Here is an 18500-nt window from a genome sequence, read left to right as displayed (position 1 = left end):
CGCGCCGTCGCCGAGGCCTAAATTTCCGCGCTCATCGCTCGTTCTTCCCAGATAGCAAAGGCCTCAACTGACTGAGACGGCAATGACAAAACCACGTTCGAAAAAGGCGCTGTTTATCGGCCTGCCACTGGCATTGGTCATCGGCGCCGGGGCCGGTTTCCTGGCCTGGGATCACTGGTTCCGAGGCAATGCCGGCTACCCGCTGGCGGTGATCAAGCAGGCCAATGACCTGCAGGAGCGCCTGTTGTCGTTCGACAGCCATATCACCGTGCCGCTGGATTTCGGCACCGCCGGCAATGAGGCCGACCACGACGGCAGCGGCCAGTTCGACCTGGCCAAGGCGCGTCGCGGGCGATTGTCCGGGGCGGCGCTGACGGTTTTCGGCTGGCCGGAAATCTGGAACGGCGCCAATGCTCCCCACAGGCCCAGCGACGGCTTTGTCGAGGAAGCCCGCCACGAGCAGGAAGTGCGCTACAAAATCATCTCCGGCGTGGTGCGCGACTTCCCCAACGAAGTGGGCATCGCCTACACCCCGGATGACTTCCGGCGCCTGCATGGCGAAGGCAAATTCGCAATCTTTATCAGCATGCTCAACGCCTACCCGCTGGGCAGCGACCTGAACCAACTGGACCTGTGGACAGCACGCGGCATGCGTATGTTCGGCTTCAGCTATATCGGCAATAACGCCTGGTCCGACTCGTCGCGGCCACTGCCATTTTTCAATGACTCCACCGACGCTCTCGACGGCCTCTCGGACATCGGCCAGCAAGCGGTACACCGCCTCAATGACCTGGGGGTGATCATCGATGTGTCGCAAATGTCGACCAAGGCCCTGGAACAGGTTGCGCAGTTGAGCCGCACGCCACTGGTGGCCTCCCACTCGGCGCCACGCGCGGCGGTGGATATCCCGCGCAACCTCAGCGACAAGGAACTGCAACTGATCAAGCGCAGCGGCGGCGTGGTACAGATCGTGGCCTTCTCCGCCTACCTTCGCCCGCTGAGCCAGCCGACCCAGGACAAGCTCAACAGCCTGCGCGCCCGCTTCGACCTGCCCCCCCTGCCCAACCTGGCCGTGGCCCTGATGCCGGGCGACGCAATCATCGCCGCCTGGCCCGAGCACACGTTCGGCGAGTACGCCAGCGCGCTGTACGCCATCCTCGATGACGAACCCAAGGCCACCCTCAAGGACCTGGGCGATGCCATCGACTACACCGTGCGCAAGATCGGCATCGACCATGTCGGCCTGGCGTCGGACTTCAACGACGGCGGCGGTATCGACGGCTGGAACAACGTCGGCGAAATCCGCAACGTCACCGCCGAGCTGATCCAGCGCGGCTACTCCGAAGCCGACATCGCCAAGCTGTGGGGCGGCAACTTTCTGCGGGTGTGGGACCAGGTACAAAAAGCCGCCAAGCCCTTGGCCAACCGCTCATCACCCTCGACGTAAGCCCGTGAGCACAACATGACCGTGCTGAGCCAGCGGTGGCGACGCACGCCCTTTGCCCTTTGAACGAGAGGCCCACATGACGCCATCCGCCCCCCTGACCGCTTTGGCCCTCACCGCCCTGTGCGCAGCGCTGCTGCCCAACCTGGCCGAGGCCGCCACGCCGCAACCCGGCAAAGTATTCAAGGACTGCAAGGACTGCCCGGAAATGGTGGTGCTGCCCGCCGGCACTTTCACCATGGGCACGCCCGACGATGAGGTCGGCCGCGAGCCGGACGAAGGCCCGATGCATGCCGTGACCTTCGCCAAGCCGTTCGCCATGAGCCGCTTCCAGATCACCGCTGGCGAGTGGGACAGCTATATCCGCCAGACCGGGGTCAAGATCGCCGACGGCGACACCCGCCCCGGCCGCGAATGCATCGCCAGCAAGCCGCGCTACCCCCAGAGCCCGCGTCAGCCGGCAGTGTGCATGGACATGGACGACATCAAACACTACGTGGCCTGGCTGTCGAAAAAGACCGGGCAGCCGTACCGCATGGTCAGCGAAGCCCAGCGCGAATACGCCGCGCGCGCCGGCTCCAGCGGGCCCTTCCCGTTTCCGTTCGACGAGGGCAAGGGTTACAGCATTGCCGAACATGCCAACACTTACGGTCCGGCGGATGGCTACAGTTTTTCCTCGCCGGCCGGCAGCTACCCGCCGAACGCATTCGGCATGTACGACATGCACGGCAACGTCTACGAGCGCGTGGCCGACTGCGAACACCCCAACTACATCGGCGCACCGACCGACGGCAGCGCCTGGGTGGAACCGAACTGCGAGAGCTACCAGATCCGTGGCAATGACTGGGGCGAAGCGCCAGTGTTCTCGCGCTCGGGCAATCGCAACAACATCTACCCGCAGACACGCGGGGACTGGATCGGCTTTCGGGTAGTGCGCGACCTGTAACAACAAATCCCCTCACTGCACCCACTGCACCCACTGCATCCGCTGCACCCGCTGCACCCACTGCACCTACTGCACCCGCTGCACCCGCTGCACCCGCTGCACCCGCTGCACCCGCTGCACCCACTGTAGGAGCGAGCTTGCTCGCGAAGCCCCCGAGTACGCCGCGTTTATCCAGGATAAACGCGTTATCGTTGGCGATTTTCGCGGGCAAGCCCGCTCCTACAGGGGGCGTGCGTCAGCTTTGCTGAGCCAACCGTTCCAAACCTTCATGCAACGCCGGAAACAGGCTGTTATTGAAGTTGTTCCAGCGCAATTCGAGGATGGTGTCGTCCGGGGAAATCTCGGTCTTGAGCACGTCGTGGAACACTTCACCGGAGTCGATGCCGTTGTCCACGTAGTGGAACGAGGCACCGGTCAGGTACAGCGGCTCGCACGGCTGCGTCTCCTTGGTCGTCCAATCCACCACCGCCTGGCCACGGGCACCGTACAAGGCGTTCCAGGTGGCGTAGGCGCCCCGGCGCTCGTAGGGCGATTCGATACGGGTAATGCCCGGGTGAATGTTCATGATCCGCCGCGCAAATGGCGCACCCGGGCGCACCAGCTCATCGAGGATCACCAACAGGCCGTCCAGCACCACGATATCGGCCTTCAGCTCCACCAGCGTGTCGTGCAGGCGGCGTTCGAAATCCTGCTTGCCGGCGATGTGTTGCGCGCTGCCACGCGGCAGGCGGCGGTAGGTGGACGGCACGCTCAGCAGCAAATCGTTGACCAGACGCCCCTGCACCCGCAGGTCCGCCGGGTACAGCCACTGGCGGCCCGGCGCATAGGCAAAGCCATAGTCGGCGACCAATTGCCGGTCACGCGGGTTTTGCTCGTCGTCGTCATACACCACGCCCACCAGGTTATAGGCCTCGCCCAGCGACGTATCGTTGAGCGAGCCCACCAGAAACTCCAGCACCGACTTCATGTAGCGCTCGTGGTCCTTATAGGCCACTGGCTGCCCGGCCTTGTCGGCGGCGGCATTTCTCAGGGACCACACATACACCAGGTTTTTTTTCGTCATTGGTTCGCTCTCACTGAATAGATCCGGCACGCGACCCTACGCGTGCGCCTACCCAACAAGAACGAACCAGGCAGCGGGCAATTTATCCGCCACCGCCACCGCCGGGCACGCCGCGCTAAATACTCGCGCCGACGCTTCGTTTGTCATGGGTAAGGGTCTGTGTGCCCAGCCCCCTCCATTCACTTTCCGGGAAGTACCTATGACCGACCCCAAGCGCGGCGCCTTCAGCGGTTTGCTCGCATTGCTCAGGCCCTTTCGCGCCATCGTGAGCGTCTCCGTCGCCCTGGGCATGGCCGGTGGCCTGGCCATCACGCTGCTGCTGGCGACTATCAATAATGCGCTGCACTCCTCCGCCGGGATGACCCAAGGGGTGATTCTGACGTTTGCTGCGCTGTGTGTGCTGGCGCTGGTCAGTTCGATCATTTCCGATATCGGCACCAATTACGTCGGCCAACGGATCATTGCCGCCCTGCGCAAGGACCTCGGCGAAAAGGTGCTGTCGGCGCCGATCGGGCAGATCGAGGGTTATCGCTCCCACCGGCTGATCCCGGTACTGACCCACGACGTCGACACCATCAGCGATTTCTCCTTCGCGTTCACACCGCTGGCCATTGCGGCCACAGTGACCCTGGGTTGCCTGGGCTACCTGGCCTACCTGTCGGTACCGATGTTCCTGATGATGGTGGTCGCCATCGTGATCGGCAGTGCCGTGCAGTTCATCGCCGGCGGCAAAGGCATCCAGGGCTTCGACCTGGCGCGCAGCCACGAGGATGAGCTGCAGCGTTACTACAACGCCATTGCCTCCGGCGCCAAGGAACTGCGCATGCACCGGCCCCGGCGCTTTCGCATGAACACCCAGCGCATTCAGGAAACCGCGGACCGCATCGCCGACATCCAGGTGCGTTCCGTTAACATCTACATCCTTGCCAAGACCTTTGGCTCGATGTTGTTCTTCGTGGTGATCGGCTTGGCCCTGGCGATGCAGGCCTATAACCCCAACCCCGACCCTAGCGTGATCACCGGTTTCGTCCTGGTGCTGCTGTACATGAAAGGCCCGCTGGAACACCTGCTCGGCTACCTGCCGGTGGTGGGCAAGGCGAAGATTGCATTTGGTCGTATCAGTGAGCTGTCACAGCGCTTCTCCTCGCCGGAACCGCACCTGCTGATGGATGACAGCGAAGCCCCGCAACCGGTGGTCAACAGCCTGGAATTGCGCGGTGTGCGCTACAGCCCGCCGGCAGTGGCAGGCAGCGAACCGTTCCACCTGGGGCCGATCGACCTGAACATCGCCCAGGGCGATATCGTGTTCATCGTCGGCGAAAACGGCAGCGGCAAGACCACCCTGATCAAGCTGCTGCTGGGGCTATACCCGCCGCAGGCCGGGGAAATCCTGCTCAATGGCAACGCCGTGAGCGACTCCGAGCGCGACGACTATCGCCAGCTGTTCACCACGGTGTTCGCCGATTACTACCTGTTCGACGACCTGGTCCAGGGCAGCGCCGCCCAGTCACTCGACAGCGCGACAAAATACCTGGAACGCCTGGAGATCGCCCACAAGGTCAGCGTCAAGGATGGCGTGTTCAGCACCACCGATCTGTCCACCGGCCAACGCAAGCGCCTGGCGCTGGTCAACGCCTGGCTGGAAGAACGCCCGGTGCTGGTGTTCGACGAGTGGGCCGCCGACCAGGACCCGGCCTTCCGCCGGATCTTCTATACCGAGTTGCTGCCGGACCTCAAGCGCCTGGGCAAGACCATCATCGTGATCAGTCACGACGACCGCTATTTCGATATCGCCGACCAATTGGTGCGCCTGCGCGCCGGCCAGGTCGTGCACGAACTGACGCCGGCGTGAATTTTCTTTTCCGGTTTCCCGGGATAGGAACGTCTCACTAGTGGTAATGAGAACCAGACTCAATAAACACCTATAATTGCCCACTTAAAACATAGAAGAGAAAACACCCATGCCAGCACGACTCGGTCTCAGCCCACTGAGCAAAGCGCTATCCATGCGTCGGGCCCTGAACGTCAACCTCCTGCCGAACGCCCTGGCCCTGGCCATATCACTGCCGGTGGCCGGCTATGTGCAGGCACAAGAGATCGAGTTGGACATTCCCGCGCAGCCGCTGGGGAGCGCGCTGCAGGCCTTCGGTCATCAGGCCAACATGCAGGTGCTCTACAGCCCGACCGACGTGCAAGGCAAGAACAGCACCGCCGTCAAAGGCAAACTGGACCCGCAACAGGCGATCAATACCCTGCTGTCAGGAACGTCGACCACCCACAGCCTCAACGGCAATTCGCTGACCGTCACCGCCGCCGGTACCTCCGCCGGGCTCGAACTGAGCCCGACCCAGGTGACCGCCAACCAACTGGGCAACGTGACCGAAAACACCGGTTCCTATACCCCAGGCTACATCGCCACCTCGACCCGCCTGGTGCTGACGCCCAAGGAGACGCCGCAGTCGGTGACCGTCATCACCCGCCAGCACATGGACGACTTCGGCCTGAACAACGTTGACGACGTGATGCGCCACACGCCGGGCATCACCGTCTCGGCCTTCGATACCGAGCGCAGCAACTACTACGCCCGTGGTTTCTCCATCAACAACTTCCAGTACGACGGCATTCCGTCCACTGCGCGCAACGTGGCCTATTCGGCGGGTAACACCCTGAGCGACATGGCGATCTATGACCGGGTCGAAGTACTCAAGGGCGCCACCGGCCTGCTCACTGGCGCAGGCTCCCTGGGTGCGACCATCAACCTTGTGCGCAAAAAGCCCACCGCAGAGTTCCAGGGCCACGCCAGCGTGGGTGCCGGCTCCTGGGACAACTACCGCAGCGAACTGGATGTGAGCGGCCCGCTGACCGAAACCGGGAATGTCCGGGGTCGGGCGGTGGCGGCTTACCAGGACAAGCATTCCTTCATGGACCGCTATGAGCGCCAAAGCCCGGTCTACTACGGCATCATGGAATTCGACCTGTCCCCGGACACCATGCTGACCGTGGGTGGCGACTACCAGGACAGCCTGCCAAAAGGCTCGTCCTGGTCCGGCAGCTTCCCGCTGATCGACGCCCAGGGTAATCGCAACAACGTGAAGCGCTCGTTCAACAACGCCGCCGACTGGAGCAGTTGGGAGCAGTACACCCGCACCCTATTCGCCATAGTCGAGCACGACCTCGGCGATGGCTGGGTTACCAAGCTGCAACTGGACCACAAGATCAACGGCTACCACGCGAAGATGGGCTCGATCCAGGGCAGCACTCCCAACCTGGACGGCACTTCGCAGCTGACATCGGGCAAGTACACCGGCGAAACCGTCAGCGACTCCGCCGACCTATATGTGAGCGGCCCGTTCAGTCTGGGTGGCCGCGAGCATGAGTTGGTCCTCGGCGGCTCCATCAGTTCTTCCGAGTGGAACGGCAATGGCTACTGGAACCTCGCCCCCAACCTGGTGAACTTCTACAACTGGCACGGCAACGCGACCGAACCGGATTGGGGCACACCGCAGTCGAAGATCGACGACACCGTGCGCCAGACCGGCGCGTACATGACCACCCGCCTGAACCTCGCCGACGACCTCAAGCTGCTGCTCGGCGGCCGCGTGGTCGACTACACCGTCACCGGCAACAACCCGACCTACAAGGAAACCGGACGGTTCGTGCCGTATGCCGGTGTGGTCTACGACCTGAACGACACGTACTCGGTCTACGCCAGCTACACCGATATCTTCATGCCGCAGGAAAGCTACAACCGCGACCGCAACAACAAGCTGGTCGAGCCGGATGAAGGCCAGAACTGGGAACTGGGCGTCAAGGCAGACTTCCTGGACGGTCGTGTAAACGCCAGCGCCGCCTACTTCGAGATCCACGAAACCAACCGTTCCGTGTCCGACGACGAATACAACAACCGCACGCCGACACCGTCGAACTACGCGTTCAAGGGCACCAAGGCCGTGACCAAGGGTTACGAAGTCGAAATGTCGGGCGAACTGGCACCGGGCTGGCAGCTCCAGGGTGGCTATACCCACAAGGTTGTGCGCGACGACAACGACATCAAGATCTCGACCTTCGAGCCGGAAGATCAGGTCAGCGTCTACACCTCGTACAAGTTCAAGGGCAACCTCGACAAGCTGACCGTCGGCGGCGGCGCTCGCTGGCAGAGTGTTGGCTGGCAGGACATCTACAACAGCCCGAAAGGCGGCTACGAGGAGTTTTCCCAGGAATCCTACTGGCTGGTGGACCTGATGACCCGCTACCAGTTCACCAAGAACGTGTCGGCAACGTTGAACGTCAACAACATCTTCGATAAGACCTACTACACCAACATCGGCTTCTATAACTCTGCCGCCTACGGCGAGCCACGCAACTTCATGCTCAGCACCCGCTGGGACTTCTAAGGCCTGCTCGTAGCCGCCCTGGCGGCTACTGAGGGTTCCAACCCTAACGCCCCGTGCATTCATTGCCCGGGGCGTTTTTGCAAGGACCGGTCGTTGAACCCCACCCCACGAAAAAGCCCCCGGTCACCATCAGTGGCCGGGGGCTTGTTCGTTCAGGCCCGGTGTTACGCCATCGCATCGGCGAAGCTGCGCACGAACGCCGCGTTGTCGATCAACCGATCATGACTGGTCTCGATCAGCACCGAACGTTCAATCCGGGACTGGCCGGCGACCTCCAGCATGCTCGCCTCAATCAACCGATGATGCACACCCGTGCGGCTCAAGGTCGCCCACCAGCAACTGATCGGCGCCTTGATCGCCTTGAAATCGGCATCATGCAGGCGCTGGCCCAGCATGCGGTCGACCTCCCACGAGATTTGCGCCTCATGGCCGCTGAGCAACTCTTCCTTGAGTTCATGGAAGCGCTCACCCAGCACATCCCCGGCCCACTGGTTGAACCCGGCCCATTGCTCATCGTCGCCGTCAACCGTGGCCTGCTGGCCCGACCACTTGGCATGGATCTGCGCCGTGAACTCAGGGAACATCGCGCCCAACAACTCCACGCGCCGGTCATTGGCGGATATTTCGCGTTCATCGACCATCACCGCCGTGTCCCAGAAAGGCTTGACCCACTGGGGTGGCGATGCGTCGATCCAGCCCACGCACTCCACTTCCCGCCCAGCCTGCTCCAGGCCATGGGCAACTTCCATCGCCAGGTTGCCGCCCAGGGACCAGCCCGCCAGACGGAAGGCCCCCTCCGGCTGCGCCGTCAACAATTGCGCGGTGTAGTCCTCGACCATCTCGTGCCAGGCCGGCACTTCACTGCCCTCCTCGGCCAACGCCCGGCAGATCACGCCCATTACCGGCCGCTGCTCGCGCAACGCCAGGGCAATGGCCTTGTAGCAATGCACCGAACCATAGCTGGGGTGAAACAGGTACAACGGTGTGCCACGGGTCTGGCTGTTCAACCTGACGATCAACGAGTTGCCGGCCTGACCATTAACACAGGCCACCTGCCCCGCAACCGTCGGGTTGAGCATCAGCTGACTCACCGAAAGCTCGACGCCGGTAGCCTTGCGGATACGCTCCTTGAGCATCAACACCAGCAACGAGTGCCCGCCCAGCTCGAAGAAGTTGTCCTCCACCCCCACCTGTTCAAGGCCCAGGACCTCGCGCCAGGCGAGCACAACGGTGTGCTCCAGCGGGTTGCTCGGCGCAACGAAGTGCCGCTGATGCACGCTGGCGTCCGGTGCCGGCAGGGCCTTGCGGTCTAACTTGCCGTTGGGGCTCAAGGGCATGCGGTCCAGCACGACCCATTGCGCAGGCACCATGTAGTCGGGCAAATGCGCCAGCAAGTGATGACTCAGGGCATCACGCCAGGCGGCGGCCGGGTCGTGCAACACCAGGTAGCCCACCAGATGCTTGCCATCCTGCACTTGCACCGATGCTTCACGCACCTGCGGATGCTCCAGCAGGCGCGCCTCGATTTCGCCCAGCTCGATCCGCAAACCACGCAACTTGACCTGATGATCCAGGCGCCCCAGGTATTCAATCACGCCATCCATGCGCTGACGGACCCGGTCCCCGGTACGATACAACCGCGCGCCAGGCTGGAACGGGCACGGCACAAAGCGCTCGGCGGTCAGGCCGGAACGGCGATGGTAACTGCGCGCCAGCCCGACCCCGCCCAGGTACAACTCACCGGCAACACCCGCGGCAACCGGCTGCAACTGCGCATCCAGCACATGGGTGCGCAGGTTGGCGATCGGCTGGCCAATCGGCACGCTGTCGCGGTTTTCATCGACACACGTCCAATGGGTCACATCGATGGCCGCCTCGGTCGGGCCGTACAGGTTGAACAGCCCGGCCTTGGGCAGTTTGGCGAACACCTGTTGCTGGGCGTCCACCGGCAGGGCTTCGCCGCTGCAAATGATGCGTTGCAGGCCCTGGCAACTGCCGGCCTGCGAGTCCTGGAGGAACGCCTGCAACATCGAGGGCACGAAGTGCAAAGTGGTGACCTGGTGTCGATTGATCAACGTCACCAGGCGCGACGGCTCCCGATGATCACCCGGAGCCGCCATGACCAACCGTGCGCCGCTCATCAACGGCCAGAAGAACTCCCAGACCGACACGTCAAAACTGAACGGCGTCTTTTGCAGCACCGTATCACTGGCATCCAGTGCATACGCTTGCTGCATCCACAGCAATCGGTTGGTCAATGCACAGTGGCGGTTACCGGCGCCCTTCGGCTGCCCGGTGGAACCGGAGGTGTAGATGACATAAGCGAGGTTTTCGGCCTCGACGGCGACCTCGGGATTGAAGGTGGCAAACCCTGCCAGCCAGCTGTCACCCTGCTCCACCACCAGGCACTGTACGCAGTCACCGATGGGCAACGACGCTACCAGATGCGCCTGCGTCAACAGCAGTTGCACCCCACTGTCCCGCAGCATGTAGGCCAGGCGCTCGCGCGGGTATTCCGGGTCCAGCGGCACATAGGCGCCGCCAGCCTTGAGCACGGCCAGAAGCGCCACCACCATCTCCACCGAGCGCTCCATCGCCACGCCCACCAGCAGGTCTGGCCCGACACCGGCCTGTATCAGGCGGTGCGCCAGGCGGTTGGCACGAGCATTCAGTTGGGCGTAAGTGAGCACTTCGCAATCAAACAGCAATGCCTGGGCATCCGGCGTGCGTTCAGCTTGCGCTTCGATCAACTGCTGCACGCTCTGCTGCAACGGGTAATCCTGCGCCGTGTCGTTCCACTGCTCGACCATCACCTGCTGCTCCAGACGCTCCAGCATCGGCAACTGGGTGACCCGCTGATTCGGATCGCCGAGCATGCCCTGCAACAGGTTCTGCCAATGGCGGGCCATGCGCTTGGGTGTCGCGGCGTCGAACAGATCGGTGGCGTAGGTCAGGGTCGCCCACAGCCCTTCGGCGGTCTCCTGGGTGTCCAGGCTCAAGTCGAACTGCGCGGTCTGCGTGCCCCACTCCAACCCTTCAACCCTCAGGTCGGCAAGCTGCTGGCCACTGTTGGCCAGGCGCGCTTCGCTCTGGTGATTGAACATCACCTGGAACAACGGGTTATGGCTCAGGCTGCGCTCGGGTTGCAGCGCCTCGACCAATTGCTCGAAGGGCAGGTCCTGATGGCTCTGGGCATCCAGGGCCCGCCGCTTGGCCTGCTGCAACAATTGGGTGACGGTCAGTTGAGCATCGATATCGGCCTTGAGCACCTGGGTATTGACGAAGAACCCCACCAGCCGCTCGGTTTCGACCCGGCTGCGGTTGGCGATCGGCACACCGACGCGAATATCCTGCTGGCCGCTGTAACGGTGCAACAGGGTCTGGAACGACGCCAGCAGTACCATGAACAACGTGACCCCCTCACGCTGCGCCAGGGCCTTGAGCCCCTTCACCAGCGCCGGGTCCAGGACGACATCCAGGCTCGCCCCGCGATAGCTCTGCACCGAAGGTCGCGGCCGCTCGGCGGGCAGTTCCAGCACCGGCTGTTCACCGCCCAGCAGCGTTTGCCAGTAAGCCAATTGACGCTCGCGCTCGCCGCCCGCCATCCAGTCGCGCTGCCACTGCGCATAGTCGGCGTATTGAATCGGCAGCGCCGGCAGTTGCAGGTCCTGGCCTTGGCTGTAGGCCGCGTACAGTTGCACCAGCTCGTCGACCATCACCTGCATCGACCAGCCATCGGAGACGATGTGATGCTGCACCAGCACCAGCACGTGTTCGTCGTCAGCCAGGCGCAGCAGGGTCACCCGCAGCAGCGGGCCTTGTTGCAGGTCAAACGGTCGCGCGATCTCGGCTTGCACCAGGCGCTGCACATCCGCTTCGTCGGCATCGGCATGCAGGATCTCCACGGCACCCGCATCCCGGATCATTTGCAGAGCGCGGCCTGCGTCCTGGTACACCTGGGTGCGCAGGCTTTCATGGCGCGCCACCAGCGTTTCGAAACTGCGTTGCAGCGCGGCCTGGTCCAGCCAGCCACGCAGGCGCAGGGTGCTGGGGATATGGTACGCGGCGCTCTGGGGGTCCAGTTGCCAGAGGAACCACTGCCGCTCCTGGGCATAAGACAATGCCAACGGCTGCTGGCGGCTGACGGGCAGAATCGCCGGCGCACTGTCCGTCTCGGCTGCCGAACGCTGCAGCGTCTCGACAAAACCCTGCAACCGCGGGTGTTCAAACAGGGTTCTGAGGGGAACTTCCCGGCCCAGCAACTGGCGCAGACGGGAGATGACCTGCATCGCCAGCAACGAGTGCCCCCCAGATTCAAAGAAGTGGTCGGCCAGGCCAACCCGTTCCAGGCCCAGGATTTCACCCCAGATCGCCGCCACGTCCTGCTCCAGCTCGCTCTGTGGCGCCACATACACCTGCTGCATCTGGCTCACATCAGGACGCGGCAGGCCCTTGCGATCGAGCTTGCCATTGGGGGTGAGCGGCATGCGCTCCAGGAACATCAGGTGCGAGGGCACCATGTAGTCCGGCAGGCGGGTTTTCAGGGCGCGGCGCAGGTTTTCACGGCAGGTGGACTGGGCCACCGCATCGTCCATCAGCACCGGATCCAGTGGCACCACATAGGCCACCAACTGCTTACCGTTCGGGCCTTCCTGGGCCACCACCACGGTTTCGCCGACGCTGTCCTGCTCGCGCAGCCGCGCTTCGATCTCGCCCAGCTCGATACGGAAACCACGGATTTTCACCTGGTGGTCGACACGGCCGAGGTAATCCACCACGCCATCCGGGCGGCCACGGGTCAGGTCGCCGCTGCGGTACACGCGGCTGCCGGGTTTGCCGAACGGGTCGGGGACGAAGCGTTCGGCGGTGAGTGCCGGGCGTTCCAGATAACCGCGCGCCACGCCCTCGCCGCCCAGGTACAGCTCGCCAGCGACGCCGATGGGTTGCAGGTTGAGTTGGGCGTCGAGGATGTAGCCGCTGCGGTTGCCCAACAGCGTGCCGATCGGTGCGTACACGGCGCCGCAGGGATCGCCCTTGCGTGCTTTCCACAGCAACGGCGTGACCACAGTTTCGGTCGGGCCGTAGCCGTTGAACAGATAAGTGGGTTTCAGCGCACGCCAGGCCAGGTCGTAGCTCGCTTGCGCCACCGCGTCACCGCCAAAGCAATACACGCGCACCTTCGGCGGATTACCGTCGCGCTCGGCATGCTCGGCCAACTGTTGCAGGTACACCGGTGGGAACACGGCCATGGTCACGTTGTGACGGTGCATTTGCGCGTAGGTGTATTCCGGCAGCCACAGGCTGTCATCGCGGATCAGCACGCTGGCGCCGTTGATCAGCGGGTGCATCCAGCCTTCGTGGGAGCCGTCGAAAGCGAAGGACATGAAGTGCAATTCGCAATCGGCCGGGCCGGTTTCGTAGCGTTCGCCGGTGGCGATGATATGCGCCACCAGCGGACCATGGGCCACCGCCACGCCCTTGGGCATGCCGGTGGAGCCGGAGGTGTAGATCACGTAGGCGAGGTTGTCGCCGTCGAGATCAACCGACGGCGCAGTGTCGCTGAAGCCGCTCCAGGTTTCGGTGCGGTCGATGGCCAGCGTATCCAGGCCTTCGGCAATCGGCAGTTGCCGCTGCACGGCGGTATGGGTCAACAGCAGCTTGGCGCGGCTGTCCTGCATCATGTACAGCAGGCGATCGCGTGGGTATTCGACGTCCAGCGGCACATACACGCCGCCAGCTTTCAGCACCGCAAGGAACGCCACCATGATCTCCGCACTGCGCGGCATGGCAATCGCCACGCGCACTTCCGGGCCGACGCCACGGGCGATCAACGCGTGGGCCAACTGGTTGGCCTGGCGGTCCAGCGCGCCGTAGGTCAGGGTTTGTGCGTCGAACTTGATCGCGATCGCCTGCGGGTTTTCCCGCGCACGCTCGGCGACCAACTCGTGTACCAGGCGCTGGGCCGGGAAGCCGGCGTCGGATTGATTCCACAACTGCAGGATGTGCCGCTGTTCATCCCCGTCCAGCAGGTTCAACTGGCCGAGGGTCTGCTGCGGATCGGCGACCATCGCCTGCAACAGGTTCTGCCAATGCCGCGCCATACGCTGCACGGTCGAGGCTTCGAACAGGTCCTGGGCATACCCCAATGTGGCCCAGATACCTTCGGTGGATTCTTGAATATCCAGGTCCAGATCAAAATGCGCGGTCCGGCTTTCCCACTCCAGTCCTTCTACCCGCAGCGTCGGCAATTGGTGCTGGACCTGGGCCTGGCCGACGTCGGTCTGGTGGTTGAACATCACTTGGAACAACGGGTTGTGGCTCAGGCTGCGCTCGGGCTGCAAGGCCTCCACCAATTGTTCGAACGGCAAGTCCTGGTGGGCCTGCGCCTCCAGCGCCCGTTGCCGGGTCTGCTGCACCACCTGCGCGACGCTCATCTGCCCGTGAATGTCGGCCTTGAGTACCTGGGTGTTGACGAAAAAGCCGATCAGGCGCTCGGTTTCACTGCGGTTGCGGTTGGCGATCGGCACGCCGACGCGGATGTCTTCCTGGCCGCTGTAGCGGTGCAGCAAGGTCTGGAACGAAGCCAGCAACAGCATGAACAGGGTCACGCCCTGTTGCTGGGCCAGGGCCTTGAGGTCGTGGGCGAGCGCGGGCGCCAGTTCGATCGGCAGGCGTGCGCCACGGTGGCTTTGCACCGCCGGGCGCGGGTGGTCGAACGGCAGCTCCAGCACGCTCTGCTCACCGCCGAGCCGGTCGCGCCAGTAGTTCAGTTGGCGATCCTTCTCGCCCGCCTCCATCCAACGGCGCTGCCACACGGCGTAATCGGCGTACTGGAGCGGCAGCGCCGGCAATACCAGGGTCTGACCCTGGCTGTAAGCCGCGTAGTGCTGCACCAGTTCTTCGACCATCAGTTGCATCGACCAGCCATCGGAGACGATGTGATGCTGCACCAGCACCAGCACATGCTCATCGGCGGCCAGGCGCAGCAGGCAGACACGCAGCAACGGCCCTTGTTGCAGGTCGAAGGGCTGGGCGATCTCGGCTTCTACCCGGGCCTTCAGCGCAGCTTCATCGACATCGGCGCACGCGATGGGCAACGACACCTGCGGTTCAATCACTTGAACCGTGCGCTCGAGCTCCTGGCGCAGGGAGGTGCGCAGGCTTTCATGACGGGCCAGCAAGGCGTCGAAACTGCGCTGCAACGCCGCGCGGTCAAGCTGGCCTTTCAGGCGCAGCGCGCTGGGGATGTGGTACGCCGCACTGTGCGGCTCCAACTGCCAGAGAAACCACTGGCGCTCCTGGGCATACGACAGCGGCAACGGCTGGTCGCGCCCGGCCGGCAGCAGGGCCGGGGCTTTCGGGGCGGCGGGATCGGCGGTCGTCAAGGCAGCGACAAAGCCTGCCAGGCGCGGCTGCTCGAACAGCGTCTTGAGCGGGACTTCCAGGTCCAGGGCCTGGCGAATGCGCGAGACCACTTGCATGGCCAGCAGGGAATGCCCGCCCAGTTCAAAGAAATGATGGGCCAGGCCGACACGCTCGACGCCAAGGATATCGGCCCAGATCGCCGCGATCTGTTGCTGCAGCGGCGTGACCGGTGCCAACCATGCCTGCTGTGCCGAGCCGCCGATGGGTGTCGGCAGGGCCTGGCGGTCGAGCTTGCCGTTGGGGTTCAAGGGCATGCGCTCGAGGAAGATCAGGTGCGCCGGCACCATGTAATCGGGCAGTTGCTCGCGCAAGGTGGCCTTGAGCTGTTCGGCGGCGCTCACCTGCTCCGGCTCGGACAATGGCTGCGTCGCCACCAGATAGGCCACCAACTGATTGTCGGCGGCCAGCACGAAGGCCTCACGGACGGCATCCTGGGCCAGCAGCAGCGCCTCGATTTCACCCAGCTCGATACGGAACCCACGGATCTTCACCTGGTGATCGACGCGGCCGACGTATTCGATCACCCCGTCGGCGCGATAACGCGCCACGTCGCCGGTGCGATAAAGACGCTCGCCCAGGCCGCCGAACGGGTCGGCGACAAAGCGCTCGGCGGTCAGGCCCGGGCGTTGCAGGTAAGCACGCGCCAAGCCGCTGGCACTGGCGATGTAGAGTTCGCCCACGGCGCCGACCGGCAACAGGTTGAGGTCGCCGTCCAGCACATACAACGCCCGCCCCGGCAACGCGCGGCCAATCGGGCTGGCGCTGCCGCCGATCACCCCTTCGTCGGCGCTGCAATCGAGCACGCTGGACACCACCGTGGCCTCGGTGGGCCCGTAGGTGTTGAGCAGCCGCACGTGCCCCAGCCCGGCCCGGCGCCACATCGCCGGGCCGTCCAGGGGCATGGCTTCGCCGCCGATATGCACCTGGCGCAAGGCCCCGTAAGACCGTGGGCCCGCCGCCAGGCAATCGTGCAGGAACAGTTTCCAGTAAGCCGTCGGCAAGTCGGCCAGGGTGATGCCATGATCGATGATCTGCCGGTACAGGTCGGCGCCGTCCCACAACTGCGGGCCGCGCAACACCACGGTGGCGCCCAGGGTCAGCGCCGGGTACAGCTGCTCGACGAAGCCGTCGAAGTTCAAGGTGGCGAACTGCAGCACCCGATCCTGTGGGACCAGGCGCGAATAGTCGGCCGCGATGTCGGCGAACTCACTCAGCGCCGCGTGGCTGATGGCAACGCCCTTGGGTTTGCCGGTGGAGCCCGAGGTGTAGATCACGTAGGCCAGGCTCTGCGGCTCGACGTCGAGCGCCGGAGCGTGTTCGGCATACGGCGCCAACGTCGCGTGGGCCAGGTCGATATCCAGGCAGGTCAACGACCCGGCCAGCGGCAGGCGCTCACGCAGGTGAGACTGAGTCAACACCAGGCGCACGCCACTGTCCTCGAGCATATGCACCAGGCGCTCGCGCGGATACTCAGGGTCAAGCGGCACGTAGGCACCGCCCGCCTTGAGCACCGCCAACAGGCTGACCACCATGGCAAAGGAACGCTCGACGGCGATACCGACCAGGCCGTCCGGGCCGATCCCCTGGTCGATCAGGTAGTGCGCCAGACGATTGGCCTGGCGGTTCAGTTCGCCATAGCTGAGCGTCTGGTCATCCAGGGCCAGCGCCTGGCGTTCAGGATGCTGGCGGGCCTGGGCCTCGAACCGGTGGTGTACGGCTTGTGCGACGGCGACGCTGGCCGGCGCGTTCCAATCCTGGAGCATCGTCTGCTGCTGCGCACGGTCGAGCATCGGCAGCGCGCTAAGACGGCTGCGCGGCGCACTCACCAGCGCCTGGAGCAGGTTTTGCCAATGTTGCGCAAAGCGCTCGATGGTCGCCGCCTCGAACAGGTCGGTGGCGTAGGTCAGCGCGGCCCACAGGCCTTCAGCGGATTCATGGGTGTCCAGGCTCAGGTCGAAATGGGTGGTCTGGTTGTCCCAGTCCAGTTCCGTCACGCGCAGGCCGGGCAGGTGCTGGCCGTCACCGCTGGCCTGGGTGTCGGTCTGGTGGTTGAACATCACCTGGAACAACGGGTTGTGGCTCAGGCTGCGTTCGGGCTGCAACGCCACCACCAACTGTTCGAACGGCAGGTCCTGGTGCGCCTGGGCTTCCAGGGAACGATGCTTGGTCTGCTGCAACAGTTCGGCAAACGTCATCTGCCCGTCGAGATCGGCCTTGAGCACCTGGGTGTTGACGAAAAAGCCAATCAGCCGCTCGGTTTCGACGCGGTTGCGGTTGGCATTCGGTACGCCGATGCGAATATCCGCTTGGCCGCTGTAGCGAAACAGCAGGGTCTGGAACGACGCCAGCAGGAGCATGAACGGCGTCACGCCTTCTTGCTGCGCGAGGCGCTTGAGGCCCGCCACCAGGTCCGCCGGCAGCTGCACCTGCAGGCTCGCGCCGCGATGGCTTTGCTGCGCGGGGCGCGGGTGATCGAGGGGCAATTCCAGCACGGGTTGCTCACCGCCCAGCAGGTCCTGCCAGTACGCCAACTGGCGGGCCCTCTCCCCGGCCTCCATCCAGTTGCGTTGCCACAGCGCGTAGTCGGCGTACTGGATCGGCAGGCCCGGCAGGCTAAGGTCCTGGCCCTGACTGTAGGCGGCATACAACTGCACCAGTTCCTGGACCATCACTTGCATCGACCAGCCATCGGAAACGATGTGGTGCTGCACCATCACCAGCACATGCTCATCTTCCGCCAGTTGCAACAGGGTCACGCGCAACAGCGGCCCTTGTTGCAGATCGAACGGGCGGGCGACCTCGGCTTCGACCCGCGCCATCAGTTGCGCCTCGTGAACAACCTCCTGCCGGATCTCGACACGCGCCTCGGGCTCGATGGTTTGCAACAGTTGCTCACCGTCCTGGATCAGCCGGGTGCGCAGGCTTTCGTGGCGCGCCAGCAGGCTGTCGAAGCTGCGCTGCAACGCCGCCAGGTCCAGGCGCCCCTGCAAGCGCAATGCGCCGGGGATGTGGTAGGTGGCGCTGTCCGGGTCCAACTGCCACAGGAACCACTGGCGCTCCTGGGCATAGGACAGCGGCAGGCGTTGGCCATCCTCGCGGATCGAAGCAATCGGCAGTTGGGCGAAGCTCATGCCACGGCTTTGCAGGCGCTGATAAAACTGCTGGCGCTGTTCCAGCGGCAGGCGAAGAAAGCGCGAAACCAGATCGATATTAGGGTTGGAACGCATG

6 protein-coding genes are annotated in these 18500 nt (G+C 64.0%); 4 read left to right on the top strand and 2 right to left on the bottom strand.

Annotated features, from left to right (window positions below; translation table 11 throughout):
• Nucleotides 1–82: 82 nt before the first annotated feature.
• Both pvdM and ACP7E3_RS15205 read left to right on the top strand, forming a co-directional pair.
• Nucleotides 83–1447 (top strand): pyoverdine-tailoring dipeptidase-like protein PvdM, encoded by a 1365-nt coding sequence (gene pvdM / locus ACP7E3_RS15210; protein ID WP_426123578.1) that lies wholly within the window; start codon nt 83–85, stop codon nt 1445–1447.
• Between the two features lie 76 nt (nt 1448–1523).
• The gene (locus ACP7E3_RS15205) at nt 1524–2390 is read left to right on the top strand and encodes a formylglycine-generating enzyme family protein (RefSeq protein ID WP_186354611.1); all 867 of its coding nucleotides are present in this window, start codon (nt 1524–1526) and stop codon (nt 2388–2390) included.
• A 235-nt stretch (nt 2391–2625) separates the two neighbouring features.
• Here ACP7E3_RS15205 and ACP7E3_RS15200 read toward each other — a convergent pair whose 3' ends face one another.
• Nucleotides 2626–3453 carry a N(5)-hydroxyornithine transformylase PvdF gene (locus ACP7E3_RS15200; RefSeq protein ID WP_261754276.1) on the bottom strand — a complete coding sequence of 276 codons (828 nt, stop codon included), beginning with the start codon at nt 3451–3453 and terminating at the stop codon, nt 2626–2628.
• Between the two features lie 199 nt (nt 3454–3652).
• Here ACP7E3_RS15200 and ACP7E3_RS15195 point away from each other — a divergent pair, with 199 nt between their 5' ends.
• Both ACP7E3_RS15195 and ACP7E3_RS15190 read left to right on the top strand, forming a co-directional pair.
• Nucleotides 3653–5305, top strand: coding sequence for a cyclic peptide export ABC transporter (locus ACP7E3_RS15195; RefSeq protein WP_426123576.1), 1653 nt, complete (start codon nt 3653–3655; stop codon nt 5303–5305).
• Between the two features lie 109 nt (nt 5306–5414).
• Nucleotides 5415–7847 (top strand): TonB-dependent siderophore receptor, encoded by a 2433-nt coding sequence (locus ACP7E3_RS15190; RefSeq protein ID WP_199918507.1) that lies wholly within the window; start codon nt 5415–5417, stop codon nt 7845–7847.
• Nucleotides 7848–8011: 164 nt separating this feature from the next.
• On the opposite strand, the gene ACP7E3_RS15185 is transcribed toward ACP7E3_RS15190, so the two are convergent.
• The gene (locus ACP7E3_RS15185; protein ID WP_426123573.1) at nt 8012–18499 is read right to left on the bottom strand and encodes an amino acid adenylation domain-containing protein; all 10488 of its coding nucleotides are present in this window, start codon (nt 18497–18499) and stop codon (nt 8012–8014) included.
• Between the last annotated feature and the right edge of the window lies 1 nt (nt 18500).

The sequence above is a fragment of the Pseudomonas sp. PSPC2-3 genome (assembly GCF_049898265.1).
Lineage (GTDB): Bacteria > Pseudomonadota > Gammaproteobacteria > Pseudomonadales > Pseudomonadaceae > Aquipseudomonas > Aquipseudomonas veronii.
Note: the sequence above shows the minus strand (reverse complement) of the source record. Positions and strands in the feature narration are given on the sequence as shown.